Origin of the sequence: Pseudoalteromonas sp. '520P1 No. 423', from assembly GCF_001269985.1 — a bacterium.
Taxonomy (GTDB): domain Bacteria; phylum Pseudomonadota; class Gammaproteobacteria; order Enterobacterales; family Alteromonadaceae; genus Pseudoalteromonas.
In genome coordinates, this window is the sequence record NZ_BBZB01000001.1 from 918269 (window position 1) to 934752 (window position 16484).

Annotated in this window: 16 protein-coding genes; 15 read left to right on the forward strand and 1 reads right to left on the reverse strand. The window is 33.4% G+C overall.

The features are described from left to right. Nucleotides 1-58 precede the first annotated feature (58 nt). From gspG to PSA_RS04330, 13 genes are all read left to right on the forward strand, one after another. A complete protein-coding gene (gene gspG / locus PSA_RS04270; protein WP_042150669.1) occupies nucleotides 59-454 on the forward strand; it encodes a type II secretion system major pseudopilin GspG in 396 nt (131 codons plus the stop codon). Between the two features lie 5 nt (nucleotides 455-459). Further along, nucleotides 460-2112, forward strand: a complete 1653-nt coding sequence (locus PSA_RS04275) for a GspE/PulE family protein (protein ID WP_042150719.1) — start codon at nucleotides 460-462, stop codon at nucleotides 2110-2112. Beyond that, on the forward strand, nucleotides 2109-3311 hold the full coding sequence (locus PSA_RS04280) for a type II secretion system F family protein (RefSeq protein ID WP_231665219.1): 1203 nt from the start codon (nucleotides 2109-2111) through the stop codon (nucleotides 3309-3311). Before PSA_RS04275 ends, PSA_RS04280 begins: the two co-directional genes overlap by 4 nt. After that, nucleotides 3295-3699: a type II secretion system protein gene (locus tag PSA_RS04285; protein ID WP_042150671.1), complete on the forward strand. Its 405-nt coding sequence runs from the start codon at nucleotides 3295-3297 to the stop codon at nucleotides 3697-3699. The genes PSA_RS04280 and PSA_RS04285 overlap by 17 nt, the downstream gene beginning before the upstream one ends. After that, complete coding sequence (locus tag PSA_RS04290) at nucleotides 3692-4099, forward strand: prepilin-type N-terminal cleavage/methylation domain-containing protein (protein WP_042150673.1); 408 nt, start codon at nucleotides 3692-3694, stop codon at nucleotides 4097-4099. Before PSA_RS04285 ends, PSA_RS04290 begins: the two co-directional genes overlap by 8 nt. A gap of 5 nt (nucleotides 4100-4104) precedes the next feature. Continuing rightward, nucleotides 4105-4815, forward strand: a complete 711-nt coding sequence (locus tag PSA_RS04295; protein WP_193216555.1) for a PilW family protein — start codon at nucleotides 4105-4107, stop codon at nucleotides 4813-4815. Between the two features lies 1 nt (nucleotide 4816). Beyond that, entirely contained in the window at nucleotides 4817-5710 is an 894-nt protein-coding gene (locus PSA_RS04300; RefSeq protein WP_042150677.1) for a general secretion pathway protein GspK, read from the forward strand. Beyond that, nucleotides 5707-6810 carry a hypothetical protein gene (locus tag PSA_RS04305; protein WP_042150679.1) on the forward strand — a complete coding sequence of 368 codons (1104 nt, stop codon included), beginning with the start codon at nucleotides 5707-5709 and terminating at the stop codon, nucleotides 6808-6810. The genes PSA_RS04300 and PSA_RS04305 overlap by 4 nt, the downstream gene beginning before the upstream one ends. Continuing rightward, nucleotides 6807-7370, forward strand: a complete 564-nt coding sequence (locus tag PSA_RS04310) for a hypothetical protein (protein ID WP_059364742.1) — start codon at nucleotides 6807-6809, stop codon at nucleotides 7368-7370. The genes PSA_RS04305 and PSA_RS04310 overlap by 4 nt, the downstream gene beginning before the upstream one ends. Beyond that, nucleotides 7367-7852: a hypothetical protein gene (locus tag PSA_RS04315; protein ID WP_042150683.1), complete on the forward strand. Its 486-nt coding sequence runs from the start codon at nucleotides 7367-7369 to the stop codon at nucleotides 7850-7852. Before PSA_RS04310 ends, PSA_RS04315 begins: the two co-directional genes overlap by 4 nt. Continuing rightward, nucleotides 7845-9911: a secretin N-terminal domain-containing protein gene (locus tag PSA_RS04320; RefSeq protein ID WP_042150685.1), complete on the forward strand. Its 2067-nt coding sequence runs from the start codon at nucleotides 7845-7847 to the stop codon at nucleotides 9909-9911. Before PSA_RS04315 ends, PSA_RS04320 begins: the two co-directional genes overlap by 8 nt. Before the next feature lie 336 nt (nucleotides 9912-10247). Continuing rightward, on the forward strand, nucleotides 10248-11636 hold the full coding sequence (locus PSA_RS04325; RefSeq protein ID WP_042150686.1) for a hypothetical protein: 1389 nt from the start codon (nucleotides 10248-10250) through the stop codon (nucleotides 11634-11636). Nucleotides 11637-11829: 193 nt separating this feature from the next. Further along, nucleotides 11830-12372, forward strand: a complete 543-nt coding sequence (locus PSA_RS04330; RefSeq protein WP_042150688.1) for a hypothetical protein — start codon at nucleotides 11830-11832, stop codon at nucleotides 12370-12372. A 132-nt stretch (nucleotides 12373-12504) separates the two neighbouring features. Here PSA_RS04330 and PSA_RS04335 read toward each other — a convergent pair whose 3' ends face one another. Continuing rightward, on the reverse strand, nucleotides 12505-14253 hold the full coding sequence (locus tag PSA_RS04335; RefSeq protein ID WP_042150690.1) for a tetratricopeptide repeat protein: 1749 nt from the start codon (nucleotides 14251-14253) through the stop codon (nucleotides 12505-12507). A gap of 240 nt (nucleotides 14254-14493) precedes the next feature. Between PSA_RS04335 and rfbB the strand changes: the two genes are divergently transcribed. Further along, entirely contained in the window at nucleotides 14494-15588 is a 1095-nt protein-coding gene (gene rfbB / locus PSA_RS04340; protein WP_042150692.1) for a dTDP-glucose 4,6-dehydratase, read from the forward strand. Continuing rightward, nucleotides 15588-16481: a dTDP-4-dehydrorhamnose reductase gene (gene rfbD / locus PSA_RS04345; protein WP_042150695.1), complete on the forward strand. Its 894-nt coding sequence runs from the start codon at nucleotides 15588-15590 to the stop codon at nucleotides 16479-16481. The genes rfbB and rfbD overlap by 1 nt, the downstream gene beginning before the upstream one ends. Nucleotides 16482-16484: the final 3 nt, after the last annotated feature.

Sequence of the window (16484 nt, forward strand, 5' to 3'; positions counted from 1 at the left end):
TTCGACATTAAGTTATCAAATTGCTATATTCGAAAGTCATATTTAAAAGGTAGTTTCAATGAATAAAAATAAAGGTTTCAGCTTAATGGAGCTGATGATAGTACTTATTATTTTGGGTTTATTAGGTTCCTTAGTGGCGCCTAAATTATTTTCTAAAGTAAGTTCATCTAAAAAGAAAGCAGCTGTAGCACAAATGCAAATGTTTGAAACTGCAATTGATACCTATAGATTGGATATAGGTACTGTGCCAGCTAACCTTCAAGAGCTTAGAGCAAGTTCGAACCCTAGCTGGGATGGCCCTTATTTACCTAAAGAAATTCCTATGGACCCATGGGGTAAACCTTATATTTATACTGTTCCAGGCCAAAATGGTAACCCTTATGGAATTATGTCGTACGGACTTGATGGTCAACCAGGTGGGAATGATGAAAATATGGATGTTATTCATAAATGATTGAAATGGATAAACTGCTAATTGAGGAGTTTTCAGTTAGCTCTACAGATTTAGATAAAGCTAAATTATATCAACAAAGATATGATGGTAGATTAGAGTTGATTTTAGTAAATATGGGCTGTCTAACAGAGGATAACTTGGCACCATTTTATAGCATGCTATTATCATACCCTCTTTTTAAATCTGAAGATTATCCAGATTGGTCCGTTCCTAATATATCTCTAAACACGATTGAGAAATTAAAATCTTTTGATTGCTTACTAATAAAAGGAACTGAGAAAAGTTGGGAGCTTGTTTGTAAAGATCCATTAGATTTGAAGCTAATACAATTCCTTCAGCAGCAATCTACCCCATTTAATTTATCGATAGCGACTGAGTTACAGCTGCAGCCTTATTTTTTTGAAATTCAGAGTTTGACTGATAATAATGCTGAAGAAAATACTGAATTAACAGATGATGAAGAAGCTAGATTAAGAGAGTTAGCATCTGAAGCACCTACGGTTAATTTACTTAATACATTAATTACAAAGGCACTTGCCCGTGGTGCATCCGATATGCACTTAGAACCTCATAAAGGCCGATTTAGAGTTAGGTATCGAATAGACGGTGTTTTACATGAAGTCGATGCTTTAGCGCCTAAAATGCAATTACCCATTACGACTAGGCTGAAAATATTATCAGGCATGGATATTGCCGAAAAACGACGCCCGCAAGATGGTAAAATTGAAATGCGGATCGCGAATAAAGAACTAGATATACGAGTATCAGCTTTACCTCTTAATGAAGGCGAAAGCATTGTCTTACGCTTTTTACTTAAAGATTCTATAAGCTATGATATGTCTATTCTTGGCTTATCAGCAGATACACAAACATCTATCCAGCAAGATTTAGCAAAAACTACAGGTGTTATTTTATTAACTGGGCCAACTGGTTCAGGTAAAACTACTACACTTTATACTTTTTTAAATGAGCTAAATAATCCTGATGTAAAAATTATTACCCTTGAAGATCCTGTTGAGTATCAACTAGAAGGAGTAAATCAAGTACAAGTAAACGCTGAAATTGGTTTTGACTTTGCGGCGGGTTTACGTTCAATAGTAAGGCAAGATCCTGATATTATCATGGTAGGTGAAATTCGAGATGCAGAAACTGCACGTATCGCATTACAGTCAGCATTAACAGGGCATCTAGTATTTAGTACTGTCCATACTAATGATGCCGCTAGTGCTTATACACGTTTACTCGATTTAGGAGTGGAAGAGTTTCTACTTAATGCCGCATTAGTATCTGTTGTAGCACAACGATTAGCACGTCGTTTATGCCAGCATTGTGCAAAGCCAGCAGATAATTCCCTAGAATTATTGAAAAAATACCCATTACAACAAATAGCTGACGACGCAGGAATTTCACATTTAGATATCAAACAAGCCGTAGGTTGTGAGCATTGTAATAATTCTGGTTATAAGGGAAGAGTTGCTATTAATGAGTACTTACGAAGTGATGATGAAATTAAATCAATCCCTAAAAATGAGCTGTTTATTCCTAATGCTAAAGCGCATAATGCTAAATTAAAAAGAAGAAACCTCTTAGAGGATGGTTTTTATAAAGTAGTCTCTGGGGTGACCACAATAGACGAAGTGTTAAGGGTTGCAGGTTGATTGAGTTTGAATATAAAGCGATAGACTCTCAAGGTGCTCGTCACGATGGGGTTATTTTAGCTTTATCTAAATTAGAAGCACAGAAAAGCCTAGCTCAGCAAGGGCTAAATGCAATGGCGATTAATCAAATTTCAAATCGACAAAGCTTATTAGATCTTTTTTCTCAGACTGTGACTTTAGATCAGTTAGAGTTCTTTACAAGCCAATTGGCGTTATTACTAGAAAGTGGCGTAAGAGTTGATAAAGCGATAGATATTATTCGCGCATCTAATATGCACCCTTCATTAAGTCGTCTTTTAAATCAAATATCATCAAGTTTAAAAAAGGGTGCTTCATTAAGTGCAGCATTTGCAGATCACGAAGAGTTATTTGGCCCTTTATATATTAGTTTATTAAAAATAGGTGAAACATCAGGTAATTTGCCTGAAGTATTAAATCGCTTGGCTGATGATCTTAAGTTCCAAAAAGAATTGCGCTCCCAAATCACAACAGCATTAACTTACCCTTCTGTTATCTTTTTTGTATGTATCATGGCTGTATACTTTGTATTGACATTTATTGTACCAAAAATGGCTGGTATATTTACAGATTTGACCCAAGCTCCCTGGTATACCCAAGTTATAATCAAAGTGAGTAGTTTTTTTGTCGATTATCAAACAATTATAATTGGGGGTGTAATTGCAGGGCTTATATCTCTTGCTTATGCATTTAAAAAGCCGGAGGTTAAAAACTGGTTTTATGTAAAGGCATCTCATATACCAGGTATTGGTAAAGTTATTTTAACGGCAGAGCGAATTCGTTTTGCGCAATCAATGGCGATGATGTTGGATGCCGGGTTGCAGCTAGATACAACACTTGAACTTACATCAGATACATTAAAACATGAAGAATTAAAACGTGATGCTAAACTTGCCCTCAAGCAGCTAAAATCTGGTAAGCAATTAAGTCAAGTGTTAGCTAAAACAAGAATTTTTCCTGATTTCTTTTTATCAATAATAAAAGTAGGAGAAGAAACAGGAAGATTACCCCGGGTATTTAGAGAGGTTGCAACTCGTAGTAAAGCAGACTTAGAGCAAGTAATTCAAAAGCTCACAACGATGCTTGAACCTATCATGTTAATTTTCATGGGTGGATTTGTTGGTGGTATTGTCATTTCTATGTTGATGAGCATGGTATCGATCAATGATGTTGCATTTTAAAAAAACACTTGGTTTTTCTTTAATTGAATTAATGGTTGTTATGGCAATCATGGGTGGATTGCTGGCGCTAACTGGTGGTTTAGTCACCAAGAGTATCGATCAGCAACAAAGGCAAGTTGAACTAGAAAAGGTTGAGCAATTATTTAAACGCTTAAGTTACCAAGCATATTATAGTGGATATAACTATCAACTACATGCACAAGGTTCGCAAATAAAAGTGAACACAGATAGGGAAATTTATACAGTTGATTTTAAACAATTAGAATTTGTTATGACTGATTTTATCATCTCAACTAAAGCATCTATTTCGCCAGCTAAGTATTCTGTGATATGGAATGGTCAAACGCGTACTTTCCCGATCCAACCAATGTTTAAGCCTTATGAATAAATCAAAGGGGTTTACTTTAGTTGAGGTGTTAATTTCAGCCATTATATTATTTTCAGTTTTAGCACTTGCAGCTGAAATGTATAATTCATCAACTTTTTCAGCTAACAAAGCGGCAAAGTCCGCTCGTTTTTTTCAAATTCATCCTGCAGTAATTTCAGCAATAAAACTAGATTTAAGATCTCAAGCTAGAAATAAAAAGAAAACTCATATAGCTGGTGAATTAAATGTTTTTGGTATGTATTATACTTGGCAATCCGAACGCATTTCATTCCTACCTAAACCAAAAGAGCAAGATAGTAATACTGAAAGTGAGCCACAATTCGGAATGTTTGAGGTACTAGTTCAAGCTAATCAAGGAACCAAGATACAGAGTTTTTCATTTCAGGTTGCTACATGGTAATAAAAGTGAAAAAGAATCAAGGTTTTACTTTAATTGAGCTTATGATTTCAACAAGCTTACTTATGTTAATAATGTTTTCTGGCTATTATGCCTATGGTTTGTATACAAATAACTGGCAAAAAAGAACAGATATATTTTGGCAACAAACTCAATCTGCTTTAGCCTTCGATTCAATAAACAGATTGATAGAGTCTACTAGACCTTACATTATTAAAGCTGATAATAATTTACCAGCAATTTATTTTCAGGCATCTAAAGAAAAAGTACTTTTTGTAAGTCACTCGGGAATATTCACAGATCGCTTAGCAATTGTTGAATTGAAAGTTGAATCTAAAAATAATGAATCATCAATTATTTATCGTGAGTCATCTTTAGAAGGTTACTTATTATTAGAGCAGTCAGATATTATTGAATGGCAGCATGAAGTAATTTTGCTTGATAATATAAATACAGCAAGCTTTAGCTATTTTGGTTGGCAAAATTTAGATGAGTTACTAAGTAATAATGAATTAGATGATAAAGGAAGTTCAGGTAATACTGATGATGAAATAAAGCCTATTTGGTATACAAATCATCAATTAGAAAAATATCGAATTTTACCTAATAAAGTAAATTTATATATTAAACATCATAATAATACTGAAACAAACTTAGAGTTAATGCTTCCTGAAAACTCACATCGAGCTCTTATTAAGTATTTAAGAGAGGATATTTAAAGTGCATATTCACAAAGGTATCGCTTTAGTTCAAGTATTGATCATTTCAGTCGTATTGACATTGTTGAGTCTTTTTATTGCTCAAACTGTTCAATTTCAAACAGCTATTGCACATACGATGAATGATGCATTTAAACTTCGTTTACAAATAGAGGATGCAGAGGCCCGTTTATTACAAACTATTTTGACTGAACATTTATATGTCAGTAAAACATCAAGAAATGAGATAGTGAGAAAGTGGAACTTTTATGGTAAAGAATTTTCTATTACTGAGAATGTAAAAATATCAATTCAAGATTTGAATGGTTTAATTAGTTTAAATAGTATCGATAAAACCATAACAAAATCTTTGCTGAGTGACCTCGGTCTTTCAATTGAAGAAACAAATATATTTATAGATTCGTTAGAGGACTGGAAAGATGAAGACGATCTAAAGCATTTAAATGGTGCTGAATCAGCTTATTATCGTTCCATACAGCAAAAAGGGCCAAGAAATGGATACTTGCAATCACTTTCTGAGGTTGAATATATTAAAGGTGCTGATACATTAACATTTACTCAATGGCAGAAGTACTTTTCGGTTGAGTTTGTAAATGGTTTTAACCCCTTAAATTCACCTGAGACAATATTAAAATCAATTGTAAAGGATGATTCAAAAGTTAAAGAAGTGATAGAATTAAGGGAAGAAGGTAAATTAACAGAGTTAAGATTTGTACAAATAACAGGAATGGACTCAGATGAGTTTATTTCTTTTTCTTCCGGTAACCAACTGTTTGTTACGATAGAAGCAAATAATGAAACTCAAAGAATAGTTAAAAGTTTTATCGTAGAACGTAGGCCTAGGTCAATAATGTACCCAATTGTACTGACTGGTGTAAAATGGAATAACATGTGAAATTAAATATTATATCAAAGTCAAAACTAACAGAAAGTTGGTTATATAACAAAATAGGTTATGTGTCGGATACATTTTTTGAACTTTCAAAGAGTGCATTATCAGCAACAAAGAAGTCAAAGAGTGTAATGATTGTTGCTAGGCATCATTATAATGAAACTTGGCAATTGTATCCTGCATTGAGTTTAAAAGAGCTGAAAAGTTTATTAGACTTGCAGAAGCAAGTCAGCTCAGGTTTTTCACCTATTCAGCAATATTTTGTGAATAAAGAGCATGATGGTTTTGATGTTAAAACTATAACTTTCTCTTCAGAACTAAATACCTTATTACCAGCAGAAACAATCTTGATCCCTGAAACTGAGCTGTTTGATTTAGTAAATATCAATAGGTTTATTTGTGAACTAGAAACACCTGCAGGAGTGTTGTTTTTAGCTAAAACAGATACAAAGACACATAGTGCTTATCGTAAAGGTATGGTTAATAATGTTACTACCTTTAAAATGAGTGTCGGATTATCAGATACAGTGGAGCAGAAATTATTTACTGAAGTAGATTTTTTAAAACTGTTGAAAAATGGATTATTAAATTTACCTATAAAAAAACTGTTATCTCTTTCATCATTTAAAATTAATTTATTCATACAGCCTAAATCAATGCACGCATTATATTGGGCACCATTGATAACTGCTTTGTTATTTTTAATTTCGACTAATAGCTATTTAATTTACAAAAATAATATACTGGAAAATAACCTTACTGCTAAAGGGTCAATTGTTGATGAGCTTTTAAATTTTAAACAGCAACAAGATCAGCACTCTGAATTGATTAAATTACTAAATTCTGAAATTAAAACGCATAAGGCAGTGCTTCCAAGTTGGGATATTGTACATCAAGCAACGATACAAGGTATGGAAGTTCATCAATTTCGTAAAAGAGATGAGAAAATTATATTACGTGGTATAGCGGACAATGCATCAAAAGTCTTGGCTGGTGTTAATAAGTTACCACAAGTTTCAAGTGCTGTATTTGATGGTGCAGTAAGAAAGTCACGAGGACAAGACTATTTTATTATTCAACTGCAATTAGGGAGGGATTTATGATGCAGGATTTAATAAAATTTAAACACCACTTATTGTTTTTAGCAGCCTTACTAATCGCAAACTATATAATAGAGCCTTTATGGCAAAATCAAACCGAGTTAAAAAGTAAAGCTAATTCAATAGAAAATAGAGTTAATAAAGTAGAACACTTAATAACTCAAAAAGAGTTGCTAGAAATACAGCAAGGAAAAATTCAACTTAACTTGTTTAAATTTTTACCTCTTTTGTACAAACAAAAAGATGAAGCTGTTTTTAAACTTACAGCACAAACTGCAATTGAAACTAGCTTAAAAGAAGCTAATTGTGAAGTTGAACAAATTGGGTGGCAAGGCTCAGAAAATTTATCAAATGATATTCGTAGATGGCAGCTTGATGCGCGCTTTAAAGGTGGACCTAGCTGCTTATTAACAGCGGCTCGAGAGCTTGAATCTTTAAAGCCTATAGTTAGAGTTAACGATTATTTTTATGGCGGCCGTCGTATTGATAGTGACCCTTCTAGTATAGTTAGAGCTCAATTAGAGTTAGTTATGTGGCAATATTTAGGTGAGGAATCTTTATGAAGTGGCTTAGCGTAATATTGTCAATGCTCACACTTTATTTATTTGGTAGTGATTTTTTCATTAACAATTCACAAAATAAACAGACAAAATCAGTGATGGAATTGGCAATGTTTATCCCGCCTAAGGCAGCTGTAGATAAGCTTGAAATTGAAAAACAATGGCATGGCTTAAAAGAACAAAGAATAGCTGCTGCTAAAGCTGTGTTACAACCAGATTTGAAAGCAAAGCCTGAAATTAAAGCAAAAGTGCTGCCTACCCTGACAATTGCAGGAATTAAATATCAGTTATTAGGTATTTTTAAAACAGGTGATAATCCATTTATTTTATTAAAAACTAAAAGTGAACAATTAAAGCAGGTGCCGCAAGGAACCGAAATTAGCCCGGGAGTGATATTAACAAGTGTGAGTTCTGATAAAATCACCTTAACAACTACCGAAAAAACTATCGAATTTAAACTTTTTGAACGTGATAATAATGTATAAAATTAAAAAATATAATTTAGCCTTTACGGTAGCACTTGTTTTGTCTACAACAGGTTGTAATTCTCTCTTGAGACCGAATTCCGATGTTGCTCCATCTCGAGTAAATGTTGAAAAGTCTTATTTAGATCAAAAAACAGCAGAAATTAAAGAGCAAAATCTGACTGAAACACAAAATGATATTAATGCAGGTGGCATTCAACATTTACATGTGCTTTCTCAATCAAACCAAGATTTGAAATTGGAAATTGATTTAGCCAATCAGTTTAGTAACAATAAAAAACACCAAATGTCGGTTAACTCACTGCCTTTAAATGACTTTTTGCATTATGCTTTAGGTGAATTATTACAAGTGTCATATTTAATTGAGCCGACTGTTAAAGCGAATAATGTACCCGTAACACTAGAACTTAAAGAAAGCATTACTAGTAAAAGGTTGTTTCAATTAACACGACAAGTACTATCACAGAATAATATTAATATCGCATTAAATGACGGAATCTTTTACATTCACCCAGCATTAAAAGACGATCAAAACTCAGCAAAGGCATTTGGTTTTGGCAGGGAAGAGTCAAGTGTACCAAATGTATCAAGTGAAATTATTCAGTTAGTACCAGTGGAATATGGTATGTCGCCAGGGCTTAGAAGTACACTTAATAGGCTTGTAGATGCTGAAGTTAGTTTAGATCAGGTTCAAGGGTTATTGACTGTTGTAGGTAAAAGGGAAACAGTTATTAGAGCCTTATCATTAGTAAAATTGCTTGATAGCCCAAGTGTGTATAATAAAGCTGTAGCACTATTAACTTTTAATTATATTGATTCTGAAAGTTTCATCGAAAAAGTTACTTTATTATTAGCACAACAAGGGATCAAAGTAGGTGGCAGATTTGTTGGTAGTGGCAGTATTAATTTTGTACCTATTGAACATTTAGGCCAAATAGTTGTATTTGCAACTGCCGATGAAATTATTAATAAAGTAGAGTATTGGCGTGAACAACTTGATAAACCAGCCACAGGAGCTGAGCAAAGTTTTTATATATATCATCCTAAATATGCTAGAGCTGCCGATTTAGGGCAAAGTTTAGCACCATTACTTGGTGGTAGTTTATCTGGTGGTAATAAAGTAAATCAAAAAACAACATCAGCTAGCACTTCAAATAATGTGGCTGCAAATCAAGCATCAGCTAACTCAGTGCAAACTGTAGAAGGTGATAATATGCGCTTAGTTGTTGATGATAGATCTAACGCATTAATCTTTTACTCCTCGGGTAAATATTACCAAGAGTTGCAACCTATTATTCGTCAATTAGATGTCATGCCTAAGCAAGTGATGTTAGAAGTTGTGATAGCAGAGGTTAAGCTAGCTGGTACTTTTGCAAAAGGAGTTGAATTTGCAGTGAAAAATGGCCCTAGTGGTAGTCGAACTGAGAATTTTAGTTTTAAAGGCAAAGGGGGCTTTGCTTATTCTGTTGTAGGTATGAATGGTAATGTAAACTTTAATTTAGATCAAACTGATAGTTTAGTTAATGTATTGTCCCGACCTACATTATTAGTACGAGATGGTGTATCAGCAAATATAAGTGTGGGTGATGATATACCTACTGTAGGCAGTACAACATCTGATCCCATCAGTGGTGATAGGGAAACAACTACTATCCAATACCGAAAAACGGGTGTTGACTTAATGGTAACACCTACAGTTAATGCGCAAGGCACTGTGATTATGACTATAGAACAAAATATTTCTAATGTCTCGAGTGCTTCAAGTTTAGAGGGGTCTCCAGCTGTATTTGAACGTAAAGTCAGTACCGAAGTTGTTGCAGGTGATGGTCAGACTGTAATGTTAGGCGGTTTAATCAGTGAAAATAAAAATACGTCAGCTACATCAATCCCATTATTAGGGAATATGCCTATTTTAGGGCATTTGTTTAGAACCGATAGCGAAGAAACAGATAAAACCGAATTGGTGATTCTAGTAACTCCTAAAATTATTCATAATTTAGAAGATTGGCAAAGAGTGAAAGATAGCTTTATAAAAGGGTTAGAAAACCTTAAATTTTAGCCTTTTCTAATTAACAATTGTTAAAAATTGTATTAGATCAAATTTTTGTATGTTAAATGTACACATTATGACTGAGCAGTCTAGACATTGATTAGATTCTATATGATAATACCACTAATTAGCTGAGTAATGTTGCCAAAATGTTGTAGATTAATAAAATGAATGCCTTTAAACAGCAAAAAAAATCATTACTTAGGTGTTTTTTGCACTTGACTTAGCTATTAAATAATCTTAAATTTATGTTCGATCTGGTAAACTCCTTGCCGGATCTAATAATTTTGGCTTGTTAAATGTCTTAATAAGCCAGTTTCATGAAACTGGAGAATGGAAACAAAAATGAAAATTTTAAAAAAAGCCCTAGTAGCTTCGGCTATCTTAAGTGCATTTGCAACTCAAGCCGCAACTGTATCAAGCACACCTCTTAAACTTTCTTCTGAAGGTGTTGCAGCTAAAGTTTCTGCTACAGCGACAACTTTAACTTTTGATATCGTTGTAGATAAAAATCACCCAGCAGCATCTACTATCACTTTAGATTTTGATAAAAACGTTGAGTTTTTTACATCTAAGTTAAACTGTTCTTCAGGTTCAGTGACTCAAGTAGTTGGTGGTGGTAAAGCATATTGTGGTGATATTGGTTTTAACTACGGTACTGGTAGCTTCACATTTGATAACGTTGTAGTTACAGATGGTAATGCAACTAAAGGTGAAACTGATAAAATTACTTTTGACGTAAACTTAGGTAATGCTTTATCAGCAGATTCTGCTTTCCGTGTAATCTTAGGTAAGCATGATTTCGCAGTTGCTCCTAACACTGGCACTGATGCTATCTTAGTATCAGGTGCTTCAAACTTAGCTTACTCATCAGCTAAATCAGATAAAACAGCTATCGAGACTGGTACTGGTGTAATTGCACAAGAAGTATCTCAGTATGGTTTTGTTGTAACAGCTGATCTTGACGGTGTTATTGAGCGTGAACAGCAAAAATCATGGGTGCTTAACGATGTAACTCAAACTAAAGATTCTTTAGGCTTTACTGTTTCAAATGATGAAACTTTAGGTTTAGCTATTTTAGGTTCTAAAATTGATGTTACTTTTGATGGTAACTTTAAAGATGTAACTTCATTTACTTCTGTTGCTATGAATTCAATTGGTACTGTTGCTGCCTCAGATAAAAAAGTAGTTGTAGAACTAGCTGATTCTGATATGACAGGTAAAGCTGTTGTTAAAACTGCTATTGACTTTACAAATGGTACTGCAGTAATCCCAGTAACAGGTGATGTTTCAGCGAAAGCTGTAGTTGTTTCTGAGTCTGGTACTGGTACTTTACCTACTGGTGGTCTAGTCATTGCATCATCTGTTGACGCTGGTAAATGGGAGTTAGATGCTACTGTAATTAATGTTCCTTACTTCCCAGTATTATACACAGGTACAAGTACTTCAGTTCATTTTGCAAATGAAAGCAAAAAAGAAGCTGACGTTATCGTTACTGCGATTGATAATAATGGTACTGAATACGGTCCACTTAACTTAGGTTCTAAGCTTGCTGCTAAAACAGTAACTAAAGTTAAGCAAACTGATATTGCTACTTTATTCAAAATTGATACTGCTACTAAACTAAGTGTTACTTTCAACATCGATGCTGATAAAGGCGATGTTAACGCATACGCTACTGTTCAAAGTGCTGACGGTCGTTCTGAAGTTTCTACTTCTCAACAACGTAAGTAATATCAGTTTAAGCTGATAGATAAAACCCGGCTTTAGCCGGGTTTTTTGTATACTAAATTTGTGATTTACTAACTTAAAATAACTTCTTTCAATAAAAATAAAAAAACCTTAAACTCCCCCTTCAGATTTAGATTATTCCCAGATGTACATTGAACCATATAATATTTAGCTGCTTTAAATATAGGAAAGATAAATGAGAAAATTTTACACATTGTTAGGTATATTCAGTTTGTTTTCGGCTCAGGCATTTTCTGCTTCTAAGTGCGAAATAAATGTAGATTTTGTAACTAACGCTAAAGAAAAACAGCAAGTAATACCTGCATCTAAAGATGTCAGTATATACATAAAACAAATGCTAGCAGTACACAGTAGCAGTGGGGTAAAAATAGCTTCAAATGCTATTTGTCAAAAGCTGTCAGGGGCAAGCTACACAGGTTCTGAGCAAGAGTGGCAATCGTTTATCAGCTCAGCGGTTAATGGTTTGCTGAAAGCAAACTATACAGATTTACAAATTACTATGGTAGGTGAGGATGATAAAGTCTATCAAGGTAAACTAGCTCATAAAGAATATATATTTACAGGATCAGTGCCTGGAAATAAACAGCATATTTACAATTTAGCTGTATTAGATAAATCAAACAATACGGTTTACACTATGTCCGTAAGTGGTAATGAAAGAGCTGTAAGAGAAGTTAAATCAGAATTTTCAAGATTGATAAAAAGCTTTAAACTATAGCAAGAGTATTAAATAAGTAATTTTAGAGAATACTCTATTATATATACAAATCTACCTCAATAATCATAGTGTAACCAGCTAGCATCGAGCGTATCATAAAAGACTTATGATACGCATATTAAGAGCTATTAGCTAAGGTCTCCTTTGAGCTTGTTGTAAATAATGATTAATCTGATTGAGCAACTTATGTCCATCATTATTCTCGGGATCTAGCTTTAAGGCCTTAATGTTGTATTGTTGCGCTTCTTTTAACTTACCTTGCTTTGCTAAGGTTAAAGATAAAGAGAATAATGTTTTAGTGGCATAATTCGGCTGTTTAATTGAGCGCTTAAAATAGGTTTCAGCTTCAGGTAAAAGGCCTTGTTTAAGTTTTAAAATCCCTAAATTATTTAATACACGAGCTTTAGCAAGTAAGTCTTTTATTTGAGGCAATGATTTTAGACCGATTTCTTCAGCTCTTAAATAACTTCCAGATTCAATCATAAATGCTAAATAATTATTTATCATTTCACCACTCATTTCTCCTTGACTAAGTTGTACACTTTTTTCGATAAGGGGCATTGCTTTTGATAATTCATTATTATTGTAGTAAGCAGTAGCTAAGTTATTTAACACTCGAGTATTATAAGGAGAATGAACAAGTTCATTGTGATAAAAAAGAATAGGATCTTGCCATTGATTATTACGATTTATAGTAATAGCAGAAAGAATAACTATGATAGGTAAGGTTATAGCTAAGAACGTATGGTTTGGCTTTGAATTATATTTAATAAGTAATACTAAAAACCCAGAAAATACAGCTAAAATCAAACCAAAATCAGGTAAATAACTTCTATGTTCGAAAGTAATATCCCTTATTGGAATTAAAGCTGATTCAACCATGTGAGCCAAATAATAAAAACAAATACCAAATAAAATTAATGGCGCATGCTTCCTGAATATAAAACCTAATGAAAAAACTAAAATATGACCTAGAGCAGCTATTACTGTTTGCCATAACTCAAAGGAGTTAACATGGTAAGGGTATTCTAGTCTGATAGGATAAGGTACAAATAGTTTAGCGATATAAATCCAAATAACATTTGCTTGTGCTAAAAAGTAATCTAATCGACTAAATTGTTTAGTTTCTCGAGTGTAATTATCTAGTGCCGTGTAAACTTCCTTGAATCCTTCAGCGTTTGTAATAAATGCCAAAATAAGTGCTGTAAAAACAATGCTAGTAATTATTCCAATATGTTTGAACTTTAACTTTTGAAATAAAATTAGCTCCAAGGCAATAATGACAAGCGGTAAAGTGACACTGTTTTGTTTGGTTAATAGTGCTGAAATAGTCATTACAATAAAAATGATAAACCAAAATGCTTTTGCAGCTAATTCGGTTTGATTTCGCAAAATAATATAACTACATAATGCAGCAAAATAAAATAATGCGACTAATGCTGCGATACGTTGCACTATATAAGTTACGGCTTGTGTATGTAACGGGTGAACAATAAAGATAATAGCAACTATAAGTGGTAAATATTTCAGATTAATAGTTTTGTATTTTTTATCAAAAGATGTTTTGAAAATAAGTAAGTAAGTCAAACAATATACTAATATACCATTAATCATATGTATCAAAACATTGGTAATATGAAACGGTAGAACATCTTTTGAATCATTTAAATTAAATGCAAAACTTATGTACCCAAGAGAGCGCATTATGTTGTGGTTGAAAATTTCAAAAGTAGAGCCATTTATAAGTAGTTGGTTCTGTGAAATAGAGCGTATGTCATCTAAATAAAAAGGCACATATAAGCTATTGAAATAGATAAGCCAAGTTACCGAAGCAATTATAAAAATCGAAAACCATTTGTTTAATAAAAAACTACCTGACATAAATAACCTACAGCTTATTGAAGGGTAAAGCAGTATAATAACATGTTGAATATATTTACCTAATAAATAAATAGGAAAGAGCATCGGCTGTTCTAAATTATTTCTGTAACAACCAATGAAACCCTTAAATATATATAATAGCTTTGTAATTTTTATTTGGTTATAATCCCCCCTTAAAGTGTCCTTTATTATATGATTGGGATTTGTAAGTTTTAAGCTATAGAAGTTGATTTTAAGAATATGGATACAGTATTTGTAACTGGTGGTGCTGGTTTTATTGGTTCGTCAGTGGTTCGTTATTTAATAGATAGTACAAATTTTCAGATAGTTGTAATAGATAAACTAACCTATGCAGGTAACCTTCAATCCCTCTCATCTGTTGCAGAGCATGAAAAATACACTTTTGAAAAAGTAGATATTTGTGATGCAAAAGAACTAAATCGCTTATTTGAGCAATATCAACCAAAATGGGTAATGCATTTAGCTGCTGAATCACATGTAGACAGATCTATAGATGGTCCTGGTGAGTTTATTCAAACAAATATTGTAGGCACATATCAATTATTAGAAGCTGCACGTCAATATTTTGAAACTTTGAATGAGTCTATGAAATCAGAATTTAAGTTTCATCATATCTCTACAGATGAAGTATATGGAGATTTAGAAGGAACAACAGACTTATTTACAGAAACGACCTCTTATGAACCGAGTAGCCCATACTCAGCATCAAAAGCATCTAGCGATCACTTGGTACGTGCATGGAACAGAACTTATGGCTTACCTGTTGTAATAACTAATTGTTCAAACAATTATGGTCCATATCACTTCCCTGAAAAACTAATCCCATTAGTAATATTAAATGCATTAGAGGGTAAAGCGCTACCAGTATATGGTGACGGTATGCAAATTAGAGACTGGCTATATGTTGAAGATCATGCTCGTGCATTAGTTAAAGTGGTAAGTAAAGGTGTCGTAGGTGAAACTTACAATATTGGTGGTCATAATGAAAAAGCAAATATTGAAGTTGTTAAAACTATTTGTTCAATTTTAGATGAACTAGTACCCATTAGTAAAAATAACAAATTACAATCAGATGAATCTTCACATGGCATTACTCAATATGCTGACTTAATTACTTATGTAAAAGATCGTCCTGGTCATGACGTACGGTATGCAATTGATGCAACTAAGATCGAGAAAGAATTAGGTTGGGTTCCTGAAGAGTCATTTGAAACTGGTATACGCAAGACTGTTGAGTGGTATCTTAACAATAAAGAGTGGACCACTAATGTGCAAAGTGGTGAATATCGTAAGTGGGTTGAAAAGCAATATTAATGAAAATTTTATTATTAGGAAAAAATGGGCAAGTAGGCTGGGAATTACAAAGAGCGCTTGCACCATTAGGTGAACTAATAGCTGTAGATAGAACACAAGTCGATTTAGCAGAACCAGAGCAATTAAGAGCTTTTGTGGCAAACTGCGCGCCTGATATTATAGTTAATGCGGCTGCTTACACGGCTGTTGATAAGGCTGAAACTGAGATAGAATTAGCATATAAAATAAATGCTGAATCTGTAGCTGTATTAGCTGAAGAAGTTAAAAAGTTAAATGCATGGCTTATTCATTATTCCACAGATTATGTATATGATGGCACAAAAATTACTGATTACTTGGAAACAGACAGTGTAAATCCTTTATCTGTTTATGGTCAAAGTAAATTGGCAGGCGAAAATGCTATACGCCAATCAGGATGTAAATACCTTAATTTTAGAACCAGTTGGGTTTTTGCTACTAAGGGCAATAATTTTATAAAGTCTATGCTACGGTTGGCGTCTGAGCGAACCGAGCTTAAAATTGTAGCAGATCAGGTTGGCGCCCCTACGTCAGCAGAGTTAATTGCAGATGTTACAACCTTATGTATCCATCAATTAACTTCAAATACAGAACAATTTGCTAATGAAAGGATTGGTACTTATCATCTCGTTGCTAATGGTGAGGCTACGTGGCACACATATGCTCAACATGTAATAAATAAAGCAAGTGAACTAGGTCAGCGCCTAAGTACTCCATCTGAAAATATTTTACCCATAAATACAGATGATTATCCATTACCAGCTGCTAGACCTAAAAATTCAAAATTAAATACAAACAAGCTTGAACAAGCATTTTCAATTAATTTGCCTGTTTGGCCTGTTTATGTCGACAGAATGTTAGAAGAACTAATTTAAATG